Annotated in this window: 20 protein-coding genes and 1 other annotated feature; of the genes, 10 read left to right on the top strand and 10 right to left on the bottom strand. The window is 44.7% G+C overall.

Features of this window, described 5'->3' with window-relative positions; all coding sequences use genetic code 11:
• Window positions 1-546: 546 nt before the first annotated feature.
• The 3 genes from clpB to rluD form a co-directional block, all read right to left on the bottom strand.
• Window positions 547-3,120, bottom strand: coding sequence for an ATP-dependent chaperone ClpB (gene clpB, locus KI742_RS03775; RefSeq protein WP_005381873.1), 2,574 nt, complete (start codon window positions 3,118-3,120; stop codon window positions 547-549).
• A gap of 144 nt (window positions 3,121-3,264) precedes the next feature.
• Window positions 3,265-3,993 (bottom strand): peptidoglycan editing factor PgeF, encoded by a 729-nt coding sequence (gene pgeF / locus KI742_RS03770; protein ID WP_285385168.1) that lies wholly within the window; start codon window positions 3,991-3,993, stop codon window positions 3,265-3,267.
• Window position 3,994: 1 nt separating this feature from the next.
• Window positions 3,995-4,972 carry a 23S rRNA pseudouridine(1911/1915/1917) synthase RluD gene (rluD, locus tag KI742_RS03765; protein WP_005381875.1) on the bottom strand — a complete coding sequence of 326 codons (978 nt, stop codon included), beginning with the start codon at window positions 4,970-4,972 and terminating at the stop codon, window positions 3,995-3,997.
• A 136-nt stretch (window positions 4,973-5,108) separates the two neighbouring features.
• Here rluD and bamD point away from each other — a divergent pair, with 136 nt between their 5' ends.
• From bamD to yjjX, 5 genes are all read left to right on the top strand, one after another.
• Window positions 5,109-5,837, top strand: a complete 729-nt coding sequence (gene bamD / locus KI742_RS03760) for an outer membrane protein assembly factor BamD (protein ID WP_005381876.1) — start codon at window positions 5,109-5,111, stop codon at window positions 5,835-5,837.
• Between the two features lie 148 nt (window positions 5,838-5,985).
• Complete coding sequence (locus KI742_RS03755) at window positions 5,986-7,467, top strand: transglycosylase SLT domain-containing protein (protein ID WP_373417459.1); 1,482 nt, start codon at window positions 5,986-5,988, stop codon at window positions 7,465-7,467.
• A 325-nt stretch (window positions 7,468-7,792) separates the two neighbouring features.
• Window positions 7,793-8,119, top strand: coding sequence for a ribosome hibernation-promoting factor, HPF/YfiA family (gene hpf, locus KI742_RS03750; protein ID WP_005381889.1), 327 nt, complete (start codon window positions 7,793-7,795; stop codon window positions 8,117-8,119).
• Window positions 8,120-8,227: 108 nt separating this feature from the next.
• Window positions 8,228-8,349 (top strand) — a sequence feature (Phe leader region).
• 12 nt (window positions 8,350-8,361) lie between these two features.
• Window positions 8,362-9,540: a prephenate dehydratase gene (pheA, locus tag KI742_RS03745; protein WP_017636154.1), complete on the top strand. Its 1,179-nt coding sequence runs from the start codon at window positions 8,362-8,364 to the stop codon at window positions 9,538-9,540.
• Between the two features lie 24 nt (window positions 9,541-9,564).
• A complete protein-coding gene (gene yjjX / locus KI742_RS03740; protein ID WP_213886939.1) occupies window positions 9,565-10,098 on the top strand; it encodes an inosine/xanthosine triphosphatase in 534 nt (177 codons plus the stop codon).
• 110 nt (window positions 10,099-10,208) lie between these two features.
• On the opposite strand, the gene trpR is transcribed toward yjjX, so the two are convergent.
• Window positions 10,209-10,517 carry a trp operon repressor gene (gene trpR, locus KI742_RS03735; protein ID WP_005381892.1) on the bottom strand — a complete coding sequence of 103 codons (309 nt, stop codon included), beginning with the start codon at window positions 10,515-10,517 and terminating at the stop codon, window positions 10,209-10,211.
• Window positions 10,518-10,530: 13 nt separating this feature from the next.
• Window positions 10,531-12,477 carry a murein transglycosylase gene (gene sltY, locus KI742_RS03730; protein ID WP_005385932.1) on the bottom strand — a complete coding sequence of 649 codons (1,947 nt, stop codon included), beginning with the start codon at window positions 12,475-12,477 and terminating at the stop codon, window positions 10,531-10,533.
• 364 nt (window positions 12,478-12,841) lie between these two features.
• On the opposite strand from sltY, the gene ettA reads away from it, so the two are divergent.
• The 3 genes from ettA (at window position 12,842) to KI742_RS03715 (ending at window position 16,140) form a co-directional block, all read left to right on the top strand.
• The gene (gene ettA / locus KI742_RS03725; RefSeq protein WP_005381894.1) at window positions 12,842-14,509 is read left to right on the top strand and encodes an energy-dependent translational throttle protein EttA; all 1,668 of its coding nucleotides are present in this window, start codon (window positions 12,842-12,844) and stop codon (window positions 14,507-14,509) included.
• Between the two features lie 230 nt (window positions 14,510-14,739).
• A complete protein-coding gene (locus KI742_RS03720; RefSeq protein WP_031781006.1) occupies window positions 14,740-15,099 on the top strand; it encodes a PilZ domain-containing protein in 360 nt (119 codons plus the stop codon).
• A gap of 39 nt (window positions 15,100-15,138) precedes the next feature.
• Window positions 15,139-16,140, top strand: coding sequence for a M23 family metallopeptidase (locus tag KI742_RS03715; RefSeq protein ID WP_005381900.1), 1,002 nt, complete (start codon window positions 15,139-15,141; stop codon window positions 16,138-16,140).
• Between the two features lie 77 nt (window positions 16,141-16,217).
• Here KI742_RS03715 and tyrA read toward each other — a convergent pair whose 3' ends face one another.
• The 3 genes from tyrA to nagZ form a co-directional block, all read right to left on the bottom strand.
• Window positions 16,218-17,345, bottom strand: coding sequence for a bifunctional chorismate mutase/prephenate dehydrogenase (gene tyrA / locus KI742_RS03710; RefSeq protein ID WP_005381901.1), 1,128 nt, complete (start codon window positions 17,343-17,345; stop codon window positions 16,218-16,220).
• 21 nt (window positions 17,346-17,366) lie between these two features.
• Window positions 17,367-18,443 carry a 3-deoxy-7-phosphoheptulonate synthase gene (locus KI742_RS03705; RefSeq protein WP_005381904.1) on the bottom strand — a complete coding sequence of 359 codons (1,077 nt, stop codon included), beginning with the start codon at window positions 18,441-18,443 and terminating at the stop codon, window positions 17,367-17,369.
• A 207-nt stretch (window positions 18,444-18,650) separates the two neighbouring features.
• The gene (nagZ, locus tag KI742_RS03700; protein ID WP_285385164.1) at window positions 18,651-19,634 is read right to left on the bottom strand and encodes a beta-N-acetylhexosaminidase; all 984 of its coding nucleotides are present in this window, start codon (window positions 19,632-19,634) and stop codon (window positions 18,651-18,653) included.
• A 99-nt stretch (window positions 19,635-19,733) separates the two neighbouring features.
• Here nagZ and KI742_RS03695 point away from each other — a divergent pair, with 99 nt between their 5' ends.
• Both KI742_RS03695 and murQ read left to right on the top strand, forming a co-directional pair.
• On the top strand, window positions 19,734-20,846 hold the full coding sequence (locus tag KI742_RS03695; RefSeq protein WP_005381909.1) for an anhydro-N-acetylmuramic acid kinase: 1,113 nt from the start codon (window positions 19,734-19,736) through the stop codon (window positions 20,844-20,846).
• Window positions 20,847-20,882: 36 nt separating this feature from the next.
• Window positions 20,883-21,812, top strand: coding sequence for an N-acetylmuramic acid 6-phosphate etherase (gene murQ, locus KI742_RS03690; protein ID WP_054574290.1), 930 nt, complete (start codon window positions 20,883-20,885; stop codon window positions 21,810-21,812).
• A gap of 51 nt (window positions 21,813-21,863) precedes the next feature.
• Here murQ and KI742_RS03685 read toward each other — a convergent pair whose 3' ends face one another.
• Together KI742_RS03685 and KI742_RS03680 are read right to left on the bottom strand one after the other, a co-directional pair.
• The gene (locus KI742_RS03685; protein ID WP_005381911.1) at window positions 21,864-22,136 is read right to left on the bottom strand and encodes a hypothetical protein; all 273 of its coding nucleotides are present in this window, start codon (window positions 22,134-22,136) and stop codon (window positions 21,864-21,866) included.
• 114 nt (window positions 22,137-22,250) lie between these two features.
• Window positions 22,251-22,592 (bottom strand): DUF2799 domain-containing protein, encoded by a 342-nt coding sequence (locus KI742_RS03680; protein WP_005381912.1) that lies wholly within the window; start codon window positions 22,590-22,592, stop codon window positions 22,251-22,253.
• Window positions 22,593-22,771 lie beyond the last annotated feature (179 nt).

Below are 22,771 nucleotides of genomic sequence, written 5' to 3'. Positions count from 1 at the left end.
CTGGCATGACGCCTTATGCATGGTTCGCACGCCTGCGCCTCGAACAAGCCATGAAGTTACTGCAAGCTGGTCAATGTGGTATAATGTTTGAATTGACTGTGCTGAATCCGAAGATTCAATGGTCACTTCGTTTCATTGAAACCTAATTTGATACCGAAGTATCTAATTGGATTATCATCAACGAGTGCCCACACAGATTGATAGGTCTATATTTTTAAAGAGCACACTTCGAAGTTCTCTTCAAAGTGGACGGCTATTTTAGCTAGATAACTTATCGTGTCAAACACTTTTTTAAGTTATTTATCTGCGAGTTAATTTTAACTCACTAACCGTAGTTGTTTAGGTTCCGCTTTACTTGCTTTCCCTTGACAACGGAGGCGCATTATAGGGAGTTCATTAAAGAACACAAGTGCATTTTTTAAAAAAAACTCACCTTTTTAGTTTATTCGTATAGAAAACAGACAAAAGACTCTAAAAAACTATAGAAAAGGGGCCAAACGGCCCCTTTAGTGTGATTTTTATCTCAATTTTACTGTATCCATACAATTATTGATGAGCACAAATTTGGTCATTAGTAACAATTAGCTGCACTGTCTTGTCTGGAACGATTTCACCAGACAGAATTGATTTGGCTAACGGGTTCTCGACATTCTGCTGAATTGCACGTTTTAAAGGACGCGCACCATACACAGGATCGAAACCAACTTGAGCGATCAAATCGAGCGCTTTGTCGGAAACTTCTAGTTGATAGCCTTTCTCCTCTAGTCGTTTCGCCAAACGTTCCAATTGAATAGAAGCAATGGACTTAATGTGTTCTTGACCAAGTGGATGGAACACCACGATTTCGTCAACACGGTTCAAGAACTCTGGGCGGAAGTGTTTGCTAACCACATCCATCACTTCACTCTTGATACCTTGATAGTCTAATGTTGCGAAATTCTCTTGGATACGAGATGAACCCAAGTTAGATGTCATGATCACAACCGTATTACGGAAGTCAACAGTACGACCTTGACCATCCGTTAAACGCCCATCATCGAGAACTTGCAGCAGAATGTTAAATACATCCGGATGCGCTTTCTCTACTTCGTCTAACAAAATTACCGAATACGGCTTGCGACGAACCGCTTCAGTTAAGTAACCACCCTCTTCATATCCGACATAGCCTGGAGGTGCACCAACCAACCTTGCCACTGAGTGTTTCTCCATGAACTCAGACATATCGATACGGACCATCGCATCTTCACTGTCGAACATAAAGCTCGCAAGTGTCTTACAAAGCTCTGTTTTACCCACACCAGTTGGACCTAAGAATAGGAAGGAGCCAATTGGTCGGTTTGGATCAGAAAGCCCAGCTCGACTACGACGAATGGCATTCGATACAACAGAGACCGCTTCGCTTTGACCTACCACACGATTATGCAGCACGTCTTCCATGCGAAGTAGTTTCTCTTTTTCCGCTTCTAGCATCTTGGATACCGGAATACCGGTTTGCTTAGAAAGTACTTCTGCAATCTCGTTGTCGGTTACTTTATTACGCAATAGCGTCATTTCCTGCATTTCAGCTTGGGTTGCAAGATCTAACTGCTTCTCAAGTTCAGGAATACGACCATATTGAAGCTCCGACATGCGGTTTAGATCACCAGCTCGGCGAGCAAACTCCATGTCCATACGAGCTTGTTCAAGCTCAGACTTAATATGTTGAGTACCAGAAAGAGCTGCTTTTTCTGTATTCCAAACCTCTTCTAGTTCAGCGTACTCACGTTCTTTTTCATTGAGTTCTTCATTAAGCGCTTTCAAACGCTTTTCACTCGCTTCATCGTGCTCGTTACTTAGTGCTTGCTGCTCAATTTTGAGTTGGATGATTTTACGCTCAAGCTTATCCAAGGACTCCGGCTTAGAGTCAATTTGTAAACGAATGCTTGAAGCCGCTTCGTCGATTAAGTCGATCGCTTTATCCGGCAACTGACGGTCGGAGACATAGCGATGTGACAAACTCGCCGCAGCAACAATCGCTGGGTCGGTAATTTCGACGTGATGATGAAGCTCATAACGCTCCTTCAAGCCACGTAAAATCGCCACGGTATCCTCAACGGTCGGCTCATCCACCAGCACTTTTTGGAAACGACGTTCTAATGCTGCATCTTTTTCGATGTACTGACGATATTCATCCAATGTTGTTGCGCCAACACAGTGCAGCTCACCACGAGCTAATGCCGGTTTTAGCATGTTGCCCGCATCCATTGAGCCTTCACCTTTACCAGCACCGACCATAGTGTGTAGTTCATCAATGAAGAGGATGACGTTGCCTTCTTCTTTAGCAAGTTCATTCAATACTGATTTTAAACGCTCTTCAAATTCACCACGGTATTTCGCGCCAGCAACCAGTGCGCCCATGTCTAATGACAGCACACGGCGACCACGCAAACCTTCAGGTACTTCATTGTTAACTATACGCTGCGCTAAGCCTTCAACAATTGCTGTCTTACCTACGCCTGGTTCACCGATAATCACAGGGTTGTTTTTAGTACGACGCTGCAATACTTGGATAGTACGACGGATTTCATCATCACGACCGATAACAGGATCTAATTTACCTTGCTCTGCACGCTCGGTAAGGTCTATGGTGAACTTTTCCAATGCTTGGCGAAGCTCTTCCGCATTCGGGTCATTGACCTTTTGACCACCTCTGATCTTTTCGATTGCCTGGCTGACTTTTTGCTCTGTTAAACCGATCTCTTTGAGTAATTGCCCCAACGGTCCGCGATCTTCTAAAGCGGCAAGCAGGAAGACTTCAGACGAGATATAGGAGTCTTGACGCTTTTGCGCCACTTTGTCACACAGGTTAAACAATGTGCCCATCGAGCTAGAGAGCTGAACATCCCCACCGATGCCACTGACTTTTGGTAATCGATCTAACATTTCACTCAATTTAGAGCGTAAATGCGTTACGTCCACATCCAGCATAGTAAGCAATGGACGAATTGGACTGCCATTTTGATCAAGCAAAGCCACCATGAGGTGAACTGGCTCGATATATTGATGATCGCGCCCTAACGCTAGTGATTGAGCATCAGAGATAGCGATTTGAAACTTACTTGTGAATCGATCAAGACGCATATCTACCTTCCTAACCTCAACTAAAGGAAATTCTTTTGACAGTTAGAAAGATGGATACTCGGGTGGGGAATTTCAAGGGAGTGAATGAATAAAGATAGCTTTGCAAAAATAGTAGTATGCATCTTAGCACTTTGGTGCTTATAGCTAGTCTTCGATCCAAATAAAGGTTGCTTGTCGACCAGTCTTACCATCACGGCGATACGAGTAAAAAGAGGCTTTATCTTGGTAAGTACAAAGTCCAGAATCAAACACTTGTGTCACACCAGACCGGTTTAGACGTTGCGTTGCCAGCACCGACATGTCAGCAAACCATTTACCGTCGATATCGCGTGGAGCAAATGCTTGATTCGCCTGTGAATCAAAATCAACAAAAGCTTGCAGAACATCTTCACCCACTTCGAAGGCTTGAGGGCCAATGGCGGGGCCAAGCCACGCTATCACTTCACCAGAAAACAACGCTAACGCATTTTCGACAATGCCATTTGCTAAGCCGCGCCAACCTGCGTGAACAGCGGCTACTTGCGTACCTTGTGTATTAGTCAATAATACAGGTAAACAATCGGCGGTCATCGCTGAACAAACAACATGGCTTGAAGAAGTAAATACACCATCCGCATCAAGCACCTGTGTTGTTGGTTCATTTGCTTGAGCCACAATGGTTGAATGCGTTTGGTTTAACCAGACTGGCGCATTTGGCATGTTTGCCTGTTGCGCCAACCAAACTCGGTTCTTCTCTACTAAAGACAGATCATCCCCAACGTGAGTACCTAAATTTAGCCCTTGGTAAGGGCCTGTCGAAAAGCCGCCTATGCGTGTTGAGGCGAAAGCTTTGACATTTTTAGGCGCTGGCCAGTTCGGAATGATCGTCTTCATATTAGAATTCTTCCGGTAAGCCGTGCTCTTCTGTATCTTGACGAAGCGCTTCAGTCATCACAACCATGTCATCAGGCACAGGGGCATGAAACTCAAGAACTTCGCCCGTAATTGGGTGCTCAAAGCGCAGCATTACTGCGTGCAATGCTTGGCGATCGAAGCCCCGGATCATTGCCGTTAGCTCTTCAGACGCACCTGTCGGGATGCGAGCACGTCCACCATATGCAATATCACCGAGCAGCGGATGCTGAAGGTAAGACATGTGCACACGAATCTGGTGCGTACGACCCGTTTCTAGACGCAAGCGAATACGCGTGTGTTCGCGGAAGCGTTCAGCAACACGGTAGTGCGTTACTGCTGGTTTGCCCATTGGTGCTACCGCCATAAGCGTGCGCTTAGTAGAGTGACGACCAATAGGTTGATCCACTTTACCGCCCGCTGTCATACGACCAATAGCTATCGCTTCGTACTCACGAGTAATATTACGTTTTTGCAGTGCGCGAACCAGACGAGTTTGTGCAGGAACGGTTTTCGCCACCACCATCAAACCCGTTGTGTCTTTATCCAAACGGTGCACGATACCTGCACGAGGTACTTCTGCAATATCAGGGTAATGATGCAACAACGCATTAAGTACAGTGCCATCAGGCGTACCAGCGCCCGGATGAACCACAAAGTCACGAGGTTTGTTGATAACGATAATATCTTCATCTTCATAGACGATATCTAGCGGGATATCTTGCGCTTCCCAGCGTTCTTCATCTTCTAACTCGGCTTGCAATGTAATTTCCTCGCCACCCATTACTTTGGTACGAGGTTTAGTGACAACTTCACCATCAACTTGAACTTTCCCATCAAGCAGCCACTCTTTTAGGCGCGAGCGAGAGAAGTCCGCGAATAATTCGGCGATAGCTTGGTCTAAACGTTGACCTAACTGGCTATCTTTTACGGTATTTGTTAATACAATCTGCTGAGCCATATCGAACTTTTTTAAAAACTGTGAGACTAATGCTCACGACTGTGAAAAAATAGACTATTACGTCATTGTATCTGTTACTGGAAAGAAAGTAACGGCAGCTTAAGAAATATTTAGATTCAAGGAACAGACTCCTGATATGAAACGTCAGACTTTAACAGGCCTTTTAGCGGTATCCCTTCTGTTTGGATGTGCAAGCAAAGAAGAAATCGTTCCTGATGTGCCGCCTTCGGAACTGTATGCAGACGCACAGATTTCTCTTCAAAGTGGTAATTGGCTTTCTGCAATTGAGAAACTGGAAGCATTAGACTCACGTTACCCATTCGGTGCCTACTCAGAACAGGTGCAGCTTGACCTAATCTATGCGTACTACAAAAACGACGACCTTGCTTTGGGCTTGGCAACCATTTCTCGCTTTATGCGTTTAAACCCAACCCATGAAAAGATGGATTGGGTGCTGTACATGCGAGGTCTAAGCCACATGGCGCAAGATCGTAACTTTATGCATGATTTATTCAGCGTAGATCGAAGCGATCGCGATCCTGAACCGGTAAAAAAAGCGTTTGATGACTTCAAAAAACTACTTCAACGTTACCCGAATAGCCCATATGCAGAAGATTCACAAAAACGTATGGTCGCGCTGAAAAACCGTCTAGCGAACTATGATTTAGCGACTGCTGACTTCTACCTTCGCCGTGAAGCTTGGGTCGCTGCTATTAATCGCAGCCAAGAGCTACAAAAAGCTTATCCAGACACAGAAGCTGCACGTAAGTCACTGACTATCCAGCTAGAGGCCTACAAGCAACTTGGTTTGGAAGACGCCGTAGCAAGAACTGAAAAGCTTATCGAGCTCAACCCTGTGAAGTAATTGAACTTGCTTTAAACTGAACCGCCACCGTTTTTACCGTGGCGGTTTTTTATTACTCTCAATAGTGTATTCAGCCCTTTCTTGATGATCTTCCTAGCTCCACATATGCTTAAAGTTCTCCTCCCCCCTTTATAAAAAGGATGTGAACGTGACGATATCTAAGCTTTGCGCAGTTATGCTGCTCCTATTGTCTGCTTCCGTTTGCGCACTGCAAATCTCGCCGCTCAAACAGCCTCCTTATACTGGGGACCTCGATGTCATCAAGGAGAAGAATGTACTGCGCGTCTTAGTTTCTGCTGATTTAGGCTTTTACTACATTGAGGGCGGCACACCAAAAGGCATAGGCGCGGAATTGCTGGCGCATTTCGAAAAAGACCTTCGTAAACTCAAACCAAAGCTTAACGTACAAATTATTCCTGTTGCCCGCGACCAGCTACTGCCGGCCTTAGAAAACGGTTCAGGTGACTTAGTTGTCGCCAACCTGACTATTACCGACACGCGCAAACAGAAAGTGGAGTTCAGTTCACCCATTCTCACTGACATTCAAGAGTGGGTAGTGACAAACAAAAGCACACCAACGATGACGAAAATCGAACAACTGAGCGGCAAAGAGATTTGGGTGCGCGCCAGCTCTAGCTACTTTGAAAGCATTCAGACACTAAATAAGAAACTAAACAAAAAAGGCTTACCGCCTGTTATCGTGCACTTTATTGAAGAAACACTTCAAGATTATGAGCTGGTCGGAATGCTCAACAGTGGTTACGTCAGAGCCATTGTTCTCGATAGCCATAAAGCCAAGCTTTGGCTGAAAGTGATGGATGATATTCGGGTGCACAAAAAAATCCCTATCCGCAAAAATGGCAAAATTGCTTGGGCAATGCGAGAAAATAGTCCCAAATTAAAAGCCGTAGTGAATAAGTTCATCCAGAAGTCTCGCTCTGGGACACTACTCGGTAACGTTATTTACGGTAAATACATCGATAACACGGGATGGTTGAACAGAGCTCTTAACCCTAAGAAAATTGCTCAACTAGAAAAACTCGCAGCGCTATTTTCACGCTATGGTGAGAAATACGATATCGACTATTTACTGATCGCTGCAATCGCTTACAAGGAATCAGGATTTAATAACGACCTAGTTGGAAGCCGAGGTGCCGTTGGCATAATGCAAGTCCTACCCAGCACCGCTCAAGATCCGAATATCAATATCAAAAATGTTCGACAATTAGAAAACAACATTCATGCTGGAGTGAAATACTTAGCTTTTTTGCGTAAGCAGTACTTCAGTGATCCTGATATCACTGCACAAAATAAACTCTACTTTACATTGGCGGCCTACAATGCGGGCCCCGGTAATGTAGAGCGTATTCGTAAGCGTGCAGCCCAACAAGGTTACGATCCTAATGTTTGGTTTAATAACGTGGAAGTCGTTATGCGGAAAAGTTTAAGCTCAACGGTCGGGTACGTCACAAGCATTAATCGCTACTACATAATATACAAACAACTAGAAAGTTTGGACCAAGTCAAAAGTCTAGAAAGGGTTTCACTAGCCCCAAAAGACCCCATTTTCATGATACCGCTACGAAAAGTCAGCCAAATGCCAGACAGTAAAAAGCCGCTTGTACAGTAAGCGGCTTTTTAAATGGATTCATTGGAAAGACTCAGTGATCGTCATCACACCTTACGTGTAGTTAAATTTTAACCACCTCAAATATTAGGCCGTAAAACTTCCCTAAAAACGAGGCCGTTTTCAGCTGAGTACTCTATCCAATCTACGGATTTACTAACCGATAACAAGCAATTTCACGATAAATCTCAGAAGTTCTTGAGTGAGATCACATTCATTTTTCATCATAAAAAACCCGAGCAAAATAATGATCTGAATCACATTTTTTTATGCTTAAAGCGGTAATCTGAACTCAACCCATGAGGGATGCAACAGAGGAAAAACACTTATGACAATGAATATCACTGGCAAAAACATCGAAATCACCTCTGCAATCCGAGCTCATATTGAGAGCAAATTTAAAAAACTGGAGAAATGGCAAGTAGACCTAATTGGTTGCCAAGCAACTTTCAGTGAGGAACCAAACAAACAGAAGAAATTCGAAGCGGTTATCAAAGTTCCTAAAGGCCAGCTCATTGCCTCAGCAACTCACGAAGATCTTTACGCAGCTATCAACGAAGTGGAGCAAAAACTAGAACGACAATTGAACAAGCTGACCCACAAACCTGAAGCTCGACGTGCAAGTAAGCCTGAGCTAGTGGAAGAAGAAGAGTAAACTGAACATATTGAGGAAATAGCGCCGAAAGGCGCTATTTTTTTGCTTGACGCTCTCCCCAGCCTTGCTTATTGTGTTTAAACACTCATAAATTAAGCACTATTTATGCATTTAACCTCACTGTTTATTTTTGACTTCTTTTTCCTCCCATAGTTGGAGGGGCGAACTCGTTTGTGAAAGAAAAGTCAAAAACAAACAGAAAGCCTCCCAAATCGGGAGGCTTTTTTATAAGGAAAGAATTGATGACTGACCAACCTATTTCCCTCGAAGAAATTCGTTTACGCTTGAATGAGTTGGATGACCAACTTCTCAGCTTATTGTCTGAGCGCCGTAAACTCAGCATTGAAGTAGCCAAAAGCAAAGTACAAACCTCAAAGCCTGTTCGCGACGCCGTCCGTGAACAGCAATTATTGGTCAAGCTGATTTCTAATGGCCAAGATAAATACGAACTTGACGCGCAGTACATCACCAAACTTTTCCATACCATCATTGAAGACTCAGTTCTGCTTCAACAAAGTTATCTGCAAAATCTCGTTAACCCACAGCAAAGCCGTAAGCCACTTGCTCGCGTCGCTTTTTTAGGAGCCAAAGGCTCTTATTCGCACTTGGCAAGTCGCGAATACTTCAGTCGTAAAAATACGGAGCTTATCGAGCTCAACTGCGAGCACTTTAAAGAAGTGACTCAAACGGTTGAATCTGGCCATGCTGATTATGGCGTTCTGCCAATCGAAAACACCAGCTCAGGCTCTATTAATGAAGTGTATGACTTACTACAACACACGACGCTTTACATCGTTGGAGAGCTAACTCAACCAATCGAACACTGCTTGGTTGCGAAAAAAGACATTCGTCTGGAAGATATTAAAACGCTGTATTCTCACCCTCAGCCACACCAACAGTGCAGTGAGTTTTTAAGCCGTATGAAAGGGGTAAAGCTGGAATCCTGCGCGAGCACAGCAGATGCAATGCAGAAAGTCCAAGAGATGGATCGTGATGATGTGGCTGCAATTGGTAATGCATCAAGCGGTAAGCTATATGGCTTGCAAGCAATTCAAGGCAACATCGCAAACCAAACCGAAAACCATACTCGCTTTATCGTGGTTGCTCGTAAACCGGTTGAAGTTTCTACTCAGATTCCAGCAAAAACCACATTGATCATGTCGACCTCCCAAGAGGCAGGTTCATTGGTTGAAACACTATTAGTGCTGCAACGTTACGGCATCAATATGACCAAGCTAGAATCACGCCCAATTATGGGGAACCCGTGGGAAGAGATGTTCTACGTAGACTTGACATCACATCTTGCTTCGACAGAAATGCAACAGGCACTTGAAGAGCTAACAAAAATCACTAAGCACTTGAAAGTATTAGGCTGTTACCCGAGTGAGAACGTAAAGCCTACGCAAGTAAAATTGAGTTAATAGACACCAGTGAGTAAAAAGATCATGGCACCCCAAAAAGTCGTAATCGCATCGCTAAACCCAGCCAAAATTAATGCAGTTCAAAGTGCATTTCGTAATGCATTTCCGTATCAAGAGTTCAACTTCGTTGGCATCAGTGTACCGAGTGAGGTCGCAGATCAGCCCATGACGAATGAAGAAACTCATCGTGGTGCGCTAAACCGCGTTAAAAACGCAAAAGTAGAGATGCCAAACGCGGATTACTATGTCGGTCTCGAAGCGGGAATTGAAGCAAACGTGACGTTTGCTTGGATGGTGGTTGAGTCAGAGACTCACCGCGGTGAATCTCGTTCTGCAAGCTTAATGTTGCCGCCAAAAGTCTTGGAAAAACTCAAGGATGCGAATGAGTTGGGAGATGTAATGGACGAAGTGTTTGGTACTGATAATATCAAACAGAAAGGTGGCGCTATTAGCCTGCTAACCCAAAACCAGCTAACTCGAAGCTCGGTCTATCACCAAGCCTTGATTCTGGCTTTAATTCCATTCACAAACCCTGAGCATTTTCCTTCAAATTTATAACACTCAGCCTAGTCTCTAGATACGCAAAAGGGCGGATATTTCCGCCCTTTGTAATACGTTATCTTAGTCACTTGTAACACCAAGGCCTAAAAGCAAATTGGATATACTGTCTACTTAGATACCGCAACTTGTTCTAACAAGACTTTCAACTTGTCTTTTTCTTCATCAGATTTCGACTTTAGTTCGTTAGAGCCACGAGTAATGGTGGCAATGCCCACACCAAGCATCTGACTGATCTGACGTTGAGATAATTCTCCTTTAAGAAGTTCGTTAATTATATTAACGCGTGATATTAATGACTCTCTCTCATCACGTGACATCAGCATAGTTAACAGCATGTCATCTTGCTGGGTGCCCATACTTGTTCGAATTAGCTCAATAATCTGTTGCCAGTCTTTATACTCGGGTTCGTGCGACATCAAGTTACCTCACTCAATACTTGGTATTGATCTCATGTTGATTCAAGAACGCGCCATCGATACCCAAAAGATCACGATAGTATGTTTCAAACATCAAGATGTTTTGTACATAACCGCGCGTCTCTTTAAATGGAATTGCCTCAATAAAGGCATAAGCATCCACTTTTCCTTGGGTACGCTCTCGCCACGTTTTTACTCTGTTAGGACCTGCATTATAAGCAGCAAGAGCAAAAATACGATTATTATCGTAATCCTCTAATAAACCTTGCAAATAATGGCTACCAATTTCGATATTTTTTCCTACATTGTAGAGATCCTGCGTACCTTGATAACTCAACTTATATTTACGTGCCGTGTACTTCGCCGTTGCAGGCATGATCTGCATAAGACCACGAGCGCCAACTGGAGAGCGGGCTTCAACATCTAACGCACTTTCCTGTCGAGCGAGAGACATCATCGTGACGGGATCAATGTTGTGCTTTTTCGCATAAAAATTAAACCACCAGCGGTGTGCTATTGGGAACCTAAGTTCGATATTATCCCACATCTGCGCTTGGATACTCGCGGTCACCGTTAGGTTATGCCAACGTTTAAATGATGCATAAGCCGCCAACATCACCTTTTCATCTTTCCCTACGCGGCGCAGTAAGTGTGCCCATTCACTCTTCGCTGCTGCGATTTTATCCGTCGCGATCAACTCTTCGATACGAGCTAGCGAGTCTTGATAGGGTTGAACAACTTTCTTGTCCAACTTAACCGTATGCGTTGGGTATTTGATTGATTGCCCGATTGCATTGGCGGCAGCCACACTGTAGAAGTTTCGTTGCCCAAGCAGAGTTGCTAAACGCTGTTTCCCCGCGATGTCATCACCTAACGCTATTTCACTTCTTCCAAGCCAATATTGCCAGCGTAGCGTGGCTTGTTCTTCTTTATTTAGAACAGCAATCCACTCTTGTACGCCTTTCCAATCTGCATTTTGAATCGCTAAGCGGATGCGCGTTTCAATCAACGGTAAGTACTGACTGGTTTTCGTTTTATCATCGCGCCATTTAGCTAATGACTCAGACTCCGTACGAGTCAATCGAAATGCAATATAGTCGGCAAGTTCTTGCGCTTTTTCTGGAGAAAACTTCTGTCCTTTAATGACGGCATCGTACGCACCTTGTGCTTGGCTAGTGTTCATGCGAGCCAACTTTTCTAACGCATATTCACTTTGCGCTCGATTAAAATCATTCGCAGGTTTTTTCTTCGCGAATTCCGCAACACTTGAAGGATTATCAAACAACGCTTTCATTTCTTTGGCTTGTTGCTTTGCCTGCGCGGATTTAGGCAGTTTGAGCAAGTAACTCATCAAACCGCCATTACGAGCATCAAACGCCAGTAACATACGCTGTAGAATCAGTTCATCGGTACGCTCACCCGCCTTGTCCCATGCTTCAAATAATGGGTCACACTCATCAGCAATGCTGATGCCACGTAACCACATATGTTCAGCCCCTTTAAACGCCGCGACTTTCTTGCCTTGCTTTAATTGAGCGACGTAGAAAATACATTGGTAACGCTCACCACTAGGAATGACTTTTTGAAACTCAGTAATGGTTTTCCAATCTTTTTGCTTATAAAGATGATTGAGGTATGGAGCGCGAACTCGACGAGAAAATGGAAAAGACTCGTGCTCAGAAATAAACTCGTTCACCTGTTGTGGTGACTTTTCCGGTAACTGTCTAATAAAAGTGCGGTAATCCACATAAGGCGTTAGTGGATAGTCAGAAATTTTAGGACGAATCGAAAGGTATCCGTCGATGTCATTTTTATCTAATAAATCTTGAGCTTGCTCATATACTTCGCGCTGCTTTTCCAAACTCAGCGCGGCATTAGCACTCAAACTCATAGCACACAACGCGGCGGCGCAGCATACGTTTTTAGCCAATTCAGATACGTTGAATCTCATTTGTGTCATTTTCCCCAGACATATACTGCCCTAAAGCCTAGTTTTGTTAGAGTTCATGTGATGTTAAGGCAATTTTCACACATGCATCTATTTACACAGAATGCAGATGTCCATGTAAAGCAACTTAGTGTATTAAAAATTGTACTCGTCAAACTTTTAAGACGATGGAGACAAAGCGTTTCTAACTCGCATAGAAAACACTTCGTCATTCTTAACGAATAACAAAAGTGTATACCCTAACCGTGTAAGTTTCCGGTCAGCTCAAAATAAGAAATCCATTCGTTAGGGAAATTCTTGCAATGCGGTAACAAAAACAAAGCACTTGGTATAAAATGATGGGTTTGAATGACAGTTAATTTAGGAACGATCGGCAATGGCTGAATACGTATATACCATGTCGCGGGTGAGCAAAATTGTGCCACCTAAGCGTCAAATTCTTAAAGACATCTCTCTGAGCTTCTTCCCTGGTGCGAAAATCGGTGTTTTAGGTCTGAACGGTGCAGGTAAATCCACACTGCTACGTATCATGGCAGGTATCGACACGGATATCGACGGTGAAGCGCGTCCACAACCTGGTCTAAACGTAGGTTACCTACCTCAGGAACCAGTATTAGACGAATCAAAAACCGTTCGTGAAGTTGTTGAAGAAGCGGTTGCTGACGTTGCTGACGCTCTGAAACGTTTGGACGCAGTCTACGCAGCATACGCTGAACCAGATGCAGACTTCGACGCACTTGCAAAAGAGCAAGGCGAGCTAGAAGCCCTTATCCAAGCGAAAGATGGCCACAACCTAGAAAATGCGCTTGAGCGTGCGGCAAACGCACTTCGTTTACCTGAATGGGACCAAAAAATTGCGCACCTATCAGGTGGTGAACGCCGCCGTGTGGCTATTTGTCGCTTGCTACTTTCTAAGCCAGACATGCTACTGCTTGATGAGCCTACCAACCACCTAGATGCAGAATCAGTGGCTTGGCTAGAGCGCTTCTTAGTGGATTACACAGGTACCGTAGTAGCCATCACCCACGACCGTTACTTCCTAGATAACGCTGCGGGCTGGATCTTAGAACTGGACCGTGGTGAAGGTATCCCATGGGAAGGCAACTACACCTCATGGCTGGAGCAAAAAGACGCTCGTCTACAACAAGAGGCCTCCCAAGAGAGTGCTCGCCAAAAGACTATCGAGAAAGAGCTTGAGTGGGTACGTAAAAACCCTAAAGGTCGTCAAGCGAAGTCAAAAGCACGTATGGCTCGCTTTGAAGAACTGCAAAGCTCTGATCACCAAAAACGTAATGAAACCAATGAACTATTTATCCCACCAGGTGAGCGTCTAGGTGATAAGGTTATTGAAGTGAAGAACCTGACCAAGTCATTTGACGGTCGAGTTCTGATTGATGACCTGTCATTCAGCATCCCTAAAGGTGCAATTGTTGGTATCATCGGTGCTAACGGCGCAGGTAAATCGACGCTATTCAAGATGTTAAGTGGTACTGAACAACCAGACTCGGGCACAATTGAGATGGGCGATACAGTAAAACTGGCATCGGTCGATCAGTTCCGTGACAGCATGGACGATTCTAAAACCGTATTCCAAGAGATCTCTGAAGGTGCTGATATCATTAAGATCAACAACTTCGAAATCCCAGCTCGTGCATACTGTTCACGCTTTAACTTTAAAGGCAGTGACCAACAAAAGATTATTGGTGAACTATCGGGTGGTGAGCGTAACCGTGTCCACCTTGCGAAGCTTCTTAAAGCGGGCGGCAACGTGTTGCTACTCGACGAACCAACCAACGACCTTGACGTTGAAACACTGCGTGCTCTAGAAGAAGCATTACTAGAGTTCCCTGGTTGTGCAATGGTTATCTCGCACGACCGTTGGTTCCTTGACCGTATCGCGACCCACATCATTGACTACCGTGACGAAGGCCAAGTTAACTTCTACGAAGGTAACTACACAGAGTACATGGATTGGTTGAAGAAAACATTGGGTCCTGAAGCCGCAGAACCACACCGTATCAAATACAAGCGTATTGCGAAGTAATCGCAACCCACAAAGTTTGATTGTAATTTGTACAAAGGCCGCTATCATAGCGGCCTTTGTTTTCTTTGTTATAAAAAGAGCTCATTAGCCCGTCTCGTTCGTTAAGAACATGACATTGCACTTACGTCACTCTGTAGCGACCTCGACACTTTTCAAACAACAATCGAACACTTTTTGTTCGCATTGATATACTATTCAATTCTGTTTGACGACCTGACGAGAATATTCATATGACAGAGAGACGACGCTTTTCACGTATTCTCCATCAAGCTCCAGCTAAGATAGAACAACGTGACTTGGCAATTGAAGCTAGGATTCAAGATCTTTCCTTGCATGGTTTACTCATGAAAGTGGAAGAGACTGAGGCTTTGGATCCAACCCTTCCAGTCCATGTGACTTTTTCATTTGATCAATCCGAACAAGTGATTACGTTAAAAGCGCAAATTGTGAATGTCTCTAAGTGTGAGATTAGGTTGAAGATCGCTAAGGTAGACATCGAAAGCATTAGCCAACTAAAACGATTTATAGAATTGAATGTAGGCAATAACGACCTTCTGAATCGAGAGTTAGAGCACCTCTCTGGTTTTTAGGAGAAAAATAAATGAACGCCTATTTAAGTAACAATAACTATGTCTAAAAAAATCATCATGCAGATCCCGACGAAAGACGGCGATCAGCAGTTCTATTTGGGCCGCAGTTCGGTCCTAGCAGTATTTGCTTCAGTATTGGCATTACCCGCCGTCGTTGGTGGCGCGTGGTACCTTAATCAGCAGCAGATGCACAATAAAGACGAACTAACACAAATCATCGCCAAACTGGAAAGTGAAAAGGCCGAAGTGACGGCTCTTTACGAAGAACAGCTTGATACCAATCATTCGCTTTCCCAGTCTTTGACGGACAAAAACAATCAAATTCAGCTATTGGGCAAACGGGTATTCGACGTTGAATCAGTTTTAGGTCTCGCAGACGAAGAGTTGATGATCGATGAGAACAGCATGGGGTTAGAGGAGCGAATTGACGCAGCCGCTATCGATTCTGCTGTTCGAGCGACGATGTTCCGTTTGATACCAAATGACAGCCCAGTCACATACCAACGAATTTCTTCTTCTTACGGCAGTCGTATTAATCCGATTTCAGGTAAGAGGCATGTTCATACTGGTATCGATCTGACTTGTAAAAGAGGAGAAGAGATCCTGGCACCGGCTGACGGTGTGGTGGAAACCGTTCGCCCGAGCAATCGTGGTTATGGTAACTATGTCACCATTCGTCACTCATTTGGCTTTATGAGCTCCTTTGCTCATCTACAACGCTTCAAAGTGAAAAGCGGTCAGTTTGTTAGTAAAGGCGACATCATTGCTCAATGCGGTAACTCTGGCAACTCCACAGGGCCACACTTGCACTATGAAGTACGCTTCCTCGGACGAGCACTCAACCCTCAATACTTAATGGAGTGGACGCCAGAAAACTTCAATGACGTCTTTGAAAAAGAGAAAAAAGTGAAATGGGGACCTTTGGTTCAATTGATTGATAACGTTGTACGTCTACAAGTCAATTTAACCAATTCACCCTATCGCGATACCAGTATCAACACAGTATCAAGTGAAGATACGAGTAATACTGCGACGAACTGATTTGTCCATCAACACGAAAAAGAGCAGCTTACGCTGCTCTTTTTGTTTCGGACTCTGCACGGCTAAATGACCCGTGATTAGCCGCGATGAATATTATCATTCGCCTGTTTGAGTAAGTTTTGGCTCTCATTCATAAATTGTTGAGAATAAGTACCAAACCAATCACTCACCTGCTTAAAGCTTTCGATGAATCGCGCTTTGTCTCTGCTATCCAGAATCGCTACCGCATCACCTAAACGCTGATGGAATCGCTTGATCATATCGATATTCTCTTGAGAAGAGAAAATGATATCACCGTACAAGTTCGGATCCTGACCAAACAGTCGTCCCACCATCGCCAATTCAAGGCGGTAGATTGGCGAGCTTAACTTCAACAACTGATCGATGTTCGGATTCTCTTTGCTAAGGTGCATACCGTAAGCAAACGACGTGAAGTGGCGCAGCGCCTGAATCAACGTCATGCCATGATCGTGCTCTTGTGCATCGATTTGGCACAAGCTTGCGCCCCAAATCCCAAACTGTTGCAATAGCCATTGGTAATGCTCGTGACCACGGCCATCACAGTACACAATAACCTGCTTGGCAAGGCTCGGAACATCTGGGCCAAACATTGGGTGCAAACCAACCACAGGACCTTGGTGCACATTCAACATTGCTTGCAGAGGCTTCGACTTGATAGAAGTCAGGTCACACAGAATGCAGTCTTGCGGCAAGTTCCCCAGTTTTTCGATCACCCCTTCCGTTAGATGAATCGGCACCGTGACCACGACTAAACCCGCGTTGTCTAGAATCTCATCCGCATGATCCCAGTCTTTACTGCCGAGAACTTTGACCTGGTAGCCCGACAATTTGAACATACGCCCAAACAGGCCACCCAATTGACCATTACCACCAATAATAACAACTGAGCGTAAATCAGGGTTCAAACACTTAAAACCGGAATCTTTCTCGCTGGCATAAGACTCACGCATTGTTCGACGCAGAATATCTTCAATAAGCTGTGGAGGAATTCCCATTTTTTCAGCTTCAGCGCGACGAGAAGCTAACATCGCCGCTTCGCGGTCTGGAGCATAAATTGGCAAACCATGTTCGCTTTTTACTTCCCCAACTTTCTCTACGAGCGCTAAACGCTGAGCCAATAGCTCCAACATTTGCTTGTCGACTGCATCAATCTGATCGCGTAATGCGTTAAGTTCAACTGCCATTGATGTTCCTTAAATCCTGTATTAATTAGCCTTTAGACGATTTTCTAAGAAAGGCACTAGCTCTTCATGTGCATGACGTAATAGTGCCTCAGTTGAATCCCAATTGATACATGCGTCAGTGATAGATACACCGTATTTCATCTCTTCAAGAGCTAAGTCAGAAGATTGATTTCCTTCATTGATATGGCTTTCAATCATAAGACCGATAATAGATTTATTGCCTTCACGGATTTGATGAATCACATCCTCCGCGACTAATGGCTGGCGACGGTAATCTTTACGTGAGTTGGCGTGACTGCAATCCACCATTAATGAAGCATCAAGACCAGATTTCGCCATCTCTTGCTCACACTCAGTGACTGATACCGAATCGTAGTTAGTTTGCTTGCCGCCACGTAAGATCACATGTCCATTAGCATTGCCCTGGGTGGTCAACAGTGCGACTTGTCCCTCACGGTTAATTCCCATAAAACGGTGGCTAGAGGACGCAGCTTGCATCGCGTTAATTGCGGTTGCCAAACTGCCATCGGTGCCATTCTTAAAACCGATTGGCATAGACAGGCCGCTTGCCATTTCACGGTGAGTTTGTGACTCCGTCGTACGAGCACCGATGGCTGCCCAGCTAAAAGTATCCGCCAAGTATTGTGGGCTAATTGGGTCTAGAGCCTCAGTCGCGAGCGGGATTTCCATCTCTGCCAACTCCACCAGAAGTTCGCGTCCAACATGCAGACCGTGTTCAATATCGAAACTGCCGTCTAGGTGTGGGTCATTGATCAGGCCTTTCCAGCCGACCGTGGTGCGCGGCTTCTCAAAGTAAACACGCATAACAATATACAGTTGGTCACTTAGTTGTTCAGAGAGTGCTTTAAGTCGCTTTGCGTAATCCTTCGCCGCTTCTACGTCGTGGATAGAACATGGACCGCATACAACAAGCAGGCGGTGATCCTTCTTGTGAATAATATTAGCGATAGTTTGACGAGACTCTTGAATAAAGCGACGTGCTTTTTCACTCAAAGGAAGCTTGGTTTTTAGTTCCTCCGGAGTAATAAGAACCTGTTCTTCGATAATATTAATATTGCTCAACTCACTTTTCTGCATAACTCTAACCTGTATATTTATTTTTACACCCAACCAAACCTTTGGTGAGACAACTAAGCTTTAACGACAAGATAACAGGCTAAAAAAGAAAAACAAGCGTACAGAATAAAAAACATTTAGTGTAAACCTAGGTTTACAGTTAAATAAAAAGCCAAAGTATAATTAACTTTGGCTTCTCATCGCTGTTTTGAATCTTTTACAAGAGGTTTAGCTAGTCAAGCGTTTCATCGCTTCACTCGCCGCTTTCCACTCTTGAGATAGCTTAAGTTCGCTTGGAGAAAATGACTGTTTTTTCAGTAATCCATCCGCGAGTGGCACGGTTGAAACCGGTAAGTTGTCTAATACCTCAACGTGCGCTTCTCGTTTATTACACATTAACAACATATCGCAACCAGCTCTCAATGCTTGAGCACCTCGCTCGGCTGGGCTGCCCATAATCGCAGCGCCTTCCATGGTCAAGTCATCCGAAAAAACCAAACCTTTAAAACCCAATTGCTGACGCAGGACCTGTTTTAACCAGTATTCAGAACCGCTGGCTGGTTGAGCATCATAATGTGGGAAAATCACGTGAGCAGGCATCATGGCATCTAAAATACTGGCATCAATTTGCGCTTTGAAGATCGCCATATCTTGTTCAAAAATATCACTGCGCTCATCGTATGGTGTTTCTAGATGTGAGTCTGCAATCACGCCACCATGTCCAGGGAAGTGCTTGCCTGTCGTTGCCATGCCAACACTCTTCATTCCCTGCATATATGCAGTGCTATAGCGAAGAATGGTATCGGCATCTTCACCGAATGCGCGGTTACCGATCGCTTTACATTGATGGCCTTGGTCAAGTACCGGGGCAAAGCTTAAATCAATATCATGGGCAATCAGCTCTGCTGCCATTAACCAACCGCCCATACGAGCAAGCTCTTCACCATTTTGATGTTTAGCGTACTCATCAGCAGCAGGAATTAATGAGAAACCTTCACGAAAGCGCTGCACTCGGCCGCCTTCTTGATCCACACCGATCAAAAACGGGCGCTTAGCCGCCTTTCGGATGGATTGAGTAAGTGCTTGAAGCTGTTCGCTATCATGATAGTTGCGAGCAAATAGAATTAAGCCACCAACCGTAGGATGCTCCAAGATTTCTTTGTCTTCAGCGGTCAGTTCATACCCCGCAACGTCAACCCATAACGGTCCCATGTTTTCTCCTCAAAATCGGCTGAATATCTCGTATTCGATGAGGTTATTCGCTTCAGATTTGCTTTACAATAAGTGAATGAAGAATTGACGAGATCGGCTATGAAATTTAACGAACTATACATTGGTGTGATGTCTGGAACGAGTATGGATGGTGTTGATACCGCTCTAGTTGAAATAAGCGATGAGCATGTTCGCCTGATTGCGCACGACGACTACCCAATGCCCGCAGCACTAAAAGACATGCTGTTATCTGTTTGTACCGGTCAAGCAACAAATTTAAAAGCCATAGGTGAACTTGACCATCAGCTCGGCCACCTATTTGCAGATGCTGTGTTACAGCTGCTCAATAAGTCTGGTTACGTCGCAGAGCAAATTCGTGCGATTGGTAATCACGGTCAAACAGTGTTCCATCAGCCTACCGGAAACTTGCCGTTTACCACTCAATTGGGCGATGCCAACATTATCGCGGTCAAGACAGGCATTGATACGGTAGCGGATTTTCGTCGTAAAGACATGGCGCTAGGTGGACAAGGTGCCCCACTCGTCCCTGCTTTCCATAAAAGCATTTTTGCGATGCAGGATTCCACAACTGTGGTGCTTAACATTGGAGGCATTGCCAATATCTCTGTACTGCATCCAGAACAACCAGTCATTGGCTATGACACAGGCCCGGGCAATATGTTGATGGACGCATGGTGTGCGCTGCATACTGGGCAAAGCTTCGACGAAGATGCACAATTTGCACTTAAAGGAACGGTAAACGCTACTTTGTTGACTCAATTACTCAAAGAAGCTTACCTCGCCATGCCAGCCCCTAAAAGTACCGGACGAGAACTGTTCAATATTGACTGGCTGCATCAACAACTGGCCCATCACAATTTACCAACCGAAGACGTACAGCGTACACTCTGCGAATACTCTGCGATTACCATTGCCAACGAAGTCGACAAGTTTTCTCATGGCATCACACCTCAACTATTGGTCTGTGGCGGTGGAGCAAGAAACCCACTTTTGATGCAGCGACTAGCTAAGTTATTGCCACAATGGAGCGTTGCGACAACGGCAGAAAAAGGCGTTGATGGCGACTACATGGAAGCAATGGCGTTTGCTTGGCTTGCGCAGCGCCATATTCACGGCCTCCCTAGCAACTTACCGGAAGTTACGGGGGCAAGTCGTCTCGCTTCACTGGGTGTACTCTATTCAAAAAATTAAGGGCAATAGATCCTAAACAAAAAGGCTTAATTCATTATGACGAACGATGCACTTATCGCAGCTTTATCCCATCTGGTATCTGAAGGGCGAAATCCAGACACCATGGACATCGACTTGCTGCCTTCTCTCGATATTGTTCAACGCATCAACCAACAGGACAAACTCGTTCCTCTTGCCGTTGAAAAAGTATTGCCTGAGATCGCTGAAGCCGTTGATAAGATCACGGAAGCATTTAAGGTCGGAGGTCGGTTGTTTTACATCGGTGCGGGTACCAGTGGTCGACTTGGCGTTTTGGACGCTTCAGAATGCCCACCAACTTTTGGCACAGATCCAGAGATGGTCGTTGGTATTATTGCCGGTGGAAAAGAGGCAATGTTCCGTGCAAAAGAAGGGGCGGAGGACGACCCTACATTAGGCGAGCAAGATCTTAAAGAGAATACGCTAACACAACGCGATGTCGTCGTTGGTATTGCGGCAAGTGGACGAACACCTTACGTGATTGGTGGCTTAGAGTATGCGAACGAGCTTGGTGCCACCACTGTAGCACTATCTTGTAACCCTGACTCTCCGATTGCAGATATTGCCGATATTGCGATTAGCCCCGTTGTTGGACCTGAAGCGTTAACGGGGTCCACTCGCTTAAAATCAGGGACGGCACAAAAACTCGTACTAAACATGCTCACTACCGCAAGCATGATTCGCCTGGGCAAAAGTTATCAGAACTTAATGGTAGATGTGAAAGCGACGAATGCAAAGCTAGTTGCAAGAGCGGCTCGTATTGTTATGCAAGCAACAGATTGTACTAACCAAGAGGCTAAAACGGCTCTCAAAGAAACGGACTACGACGCCAAGTTAGCTATTTTGATGATTTTAACCGGGCTGGATAAAGAAAGCGCGACTGAGCAACTGAAAGCCAAACAAGGATATTTAAGAAAAGTCGTGATCGATCAAGCGAATCAATCTTAATCAATAAAGCGCCTCACTTATTTAAAAGTCAGGCGCCTTTTATGGCTTAATTTAGTAGTTCAATCGTTCAATGTGAGTAATACCGACTTTACCTTCAAGGTCGCTGAACATATGAACCATTGCTGGGTATGGTTGTGCTCCAGGGTAGACAACTTCTGCATTACAGAAAAACGCATAGTTTTGTCCGGCTACGACTTGAGTAGCCACAACCAAAGGGGAGTATTTGACACCGACAAACCCCTCGATACCTTTAGCAAATACTTCTTTATTCTCTGCTGTGAGTTCATGAAATGGACTCCAGCCACCAGCCATTTGCGTTGACATAATGTGATTCCTTTTTTTCTGTGCTCACTATCAAGCAATGTGAACATAGTTTAATAAGGAAGATTTTGCCACATTTATGTGATGCAGACAGTGTAACAACGGCTTTATTGACTATTAATTTGAGTATTCATTCCAACCACGTTGCCATTCCATGCGGAATTTTTGCGCTTGCTCAGTACCTTCACAAACCCCTTCGTAATACTGACCAGATAACCCCATTTGATACGCAAAAGCAGGATTACAGTACTCACGTAAACCTTCTAAATAACCTTGGTCGTAGTCACTTTGCTTAACACTACCCAACTCACGAAGCTCGCTCATCGTGCGCGATGTGTGTCCGGTTATGCCATCTTGATATCCGATCTGATGCCAATCTCCCGACTTGGCAAGATCTGCTGTCGTTGCTGTGCATCCTGCAAGTAAAGCCAGTGCCAGACCTACCGTTACCTTTTTCATGGTTCTTCCTTAAGTAATTGTTTTCAAAAATAAGCTTACCACTAATTATTGGCGCTTGCCGCTGAGCTTGCAGATTTAACCACTGATGACTCAAATCAGCCGCTCAAGACTGTCATCAACCTTTCGCCATTTTTAAAAACCGCTCAAGCAGCATATCGACCACTCAGTGCTCTATTCGA

It is taken from the genome of Vibrio sp. D417a (assembly GCF_030248595.1).
GTDB lineage: Bacteria > Pseudomonadota > Gammaproteobacteria > Enterobacterales > Vibrionaceae > Vibrio > Vibrio alginolyticus.
This window is presented reverse-complemented; position numbering and strand designations above follow the sequence as displayed.

Excerpts from the sequence above, each read along its gene's own strand:
- clpB (WP_005381873.1), bottom strand. The coding sequence starts at position 3,120 with ATGCGTCTTGATCGATTCACAAGTAAGTTTCAAATCGCTATCTCTGAT.
- pgeF (WP_285385168.1), bottom strand. The coding sequence starts at position 3,993 with ATGAAGACGATCATTCCGAACTGGCCAGCGCCTAAAAATGTCAAAGCT.
- rluD (WP_005381875.1), bottom strand. The coding sequence starts at position 4,972 with ATGGCTCAGCAGATTGTATTAACAAATACCGTAAAAGATAGCCAGTTA.
- bamD (WP_005381876.1), top strand. The coding sequence starts at position 5,109 with ATGAAACGTCAGACTTTAACAGGCCTTTTAGCGGTATCCCTTCTGTTT.
- hpf (WP_005381889.1), top strand. The coding sequence starts at position 7,793 with ATGACAATGAATATCACTGGCAAAAACATCGAAATCACCTCTGCAATC.
- pheA (WP_017636154.1), top strand. The coding sequence starts at position 8,362 with ATGACTGACCAACCTATTTCCCTCGAAGAAATTCGTTTACGCTTGAAT.
- yjjX (WP_213886939.1), top strand. The coding sequence starts at position 9,565 with ATGGCACCCCAAAAAGTCGTAATCGCATCGCTAAACCCAGCCAAAATT.
- trpR (WP_005381892.1), bottom strand. The coding sequence starts at position 10,517 with ATGTCGCACGAACCCGAGTATAAAGACTGGCAACAGATTATTGAGCTA.
- sltY (WP_005385932.1), bottom strand. The coding sequence starts at position 12,477 with ATGACACAAATGAGATTCAACGTATCTGAATTGGCTAAAAACGTATGC.
- ettA (WP_005381894.1), top strand. The coding sequence starts at position 12,842 with ATGGCTGAATACGTATATACCATGTCGCGGGTGAGCAAAATTGTGCCA.
- KI742_RS03720 (WP_031781006.1), top strand. The coding sequence starts at position 14,740 with ATGACAGAGAGACGACGCTTTTCACGTATTCTCCATCAAGCTCCAGCT.
- KI742_RS03715 (WP_005381900.1), top strand. The coding sequence starts at position 15,139 with ATGTCTAAAAAAATCATCATGCAGATCCCGACGAAAGACGGCGATCAG.
- tyrA (WP_005381901.1), bottom strand. The coding sequence starts at position 17,345 with ATGGCAGTTGAACTTAACGCATTACGCGATCAGATTGATGCAGTCGAC.
- KI742_RS03705 (WP_005381904.1), bottom strand. The coding sequence starts at position 18,443 with ATGCAGAAAAGTGAGTTGAGCAATATTAATATTATCGAAGAACAGGTT.
- nagZ (WP_285385164.1), bottom strand. The coding sequence starts at position 19,634 with ATGGGACCGTTATGGGTTGACGTTGCGGGGTATGAACTGACCGCTGAA.
- KI742_RS03695 (WP_005381909.1), top strand. The coding sequence starts at position 19,734 with ATGAAATTTAACGAACTATACATTGGTGTGATGTCTGGAACGAGTATG.
- murQ (WP_054574290.1), top strand. The coding sequence starts at position 20,883 with ATGACGAACGATGCACTTATCGCAGCTTTATCCCATCTGGTATCTGAA.
- KI742_RS03685 (WP_005381911.1), bottom strand. The coding sequence starts at position 22,136 with ATGTCAACGCAAATGGCTGGTGGCTGGAGTCCATTTCATGAACTCACA.
- KI742_RS03680 (WP_005381912.1), bottom strand. The coding sequence starts at position 22,592 with ATGAAAAAGGTAACGGTAGGTCTGGCACTGGCTTTACTTGCAGGATGC.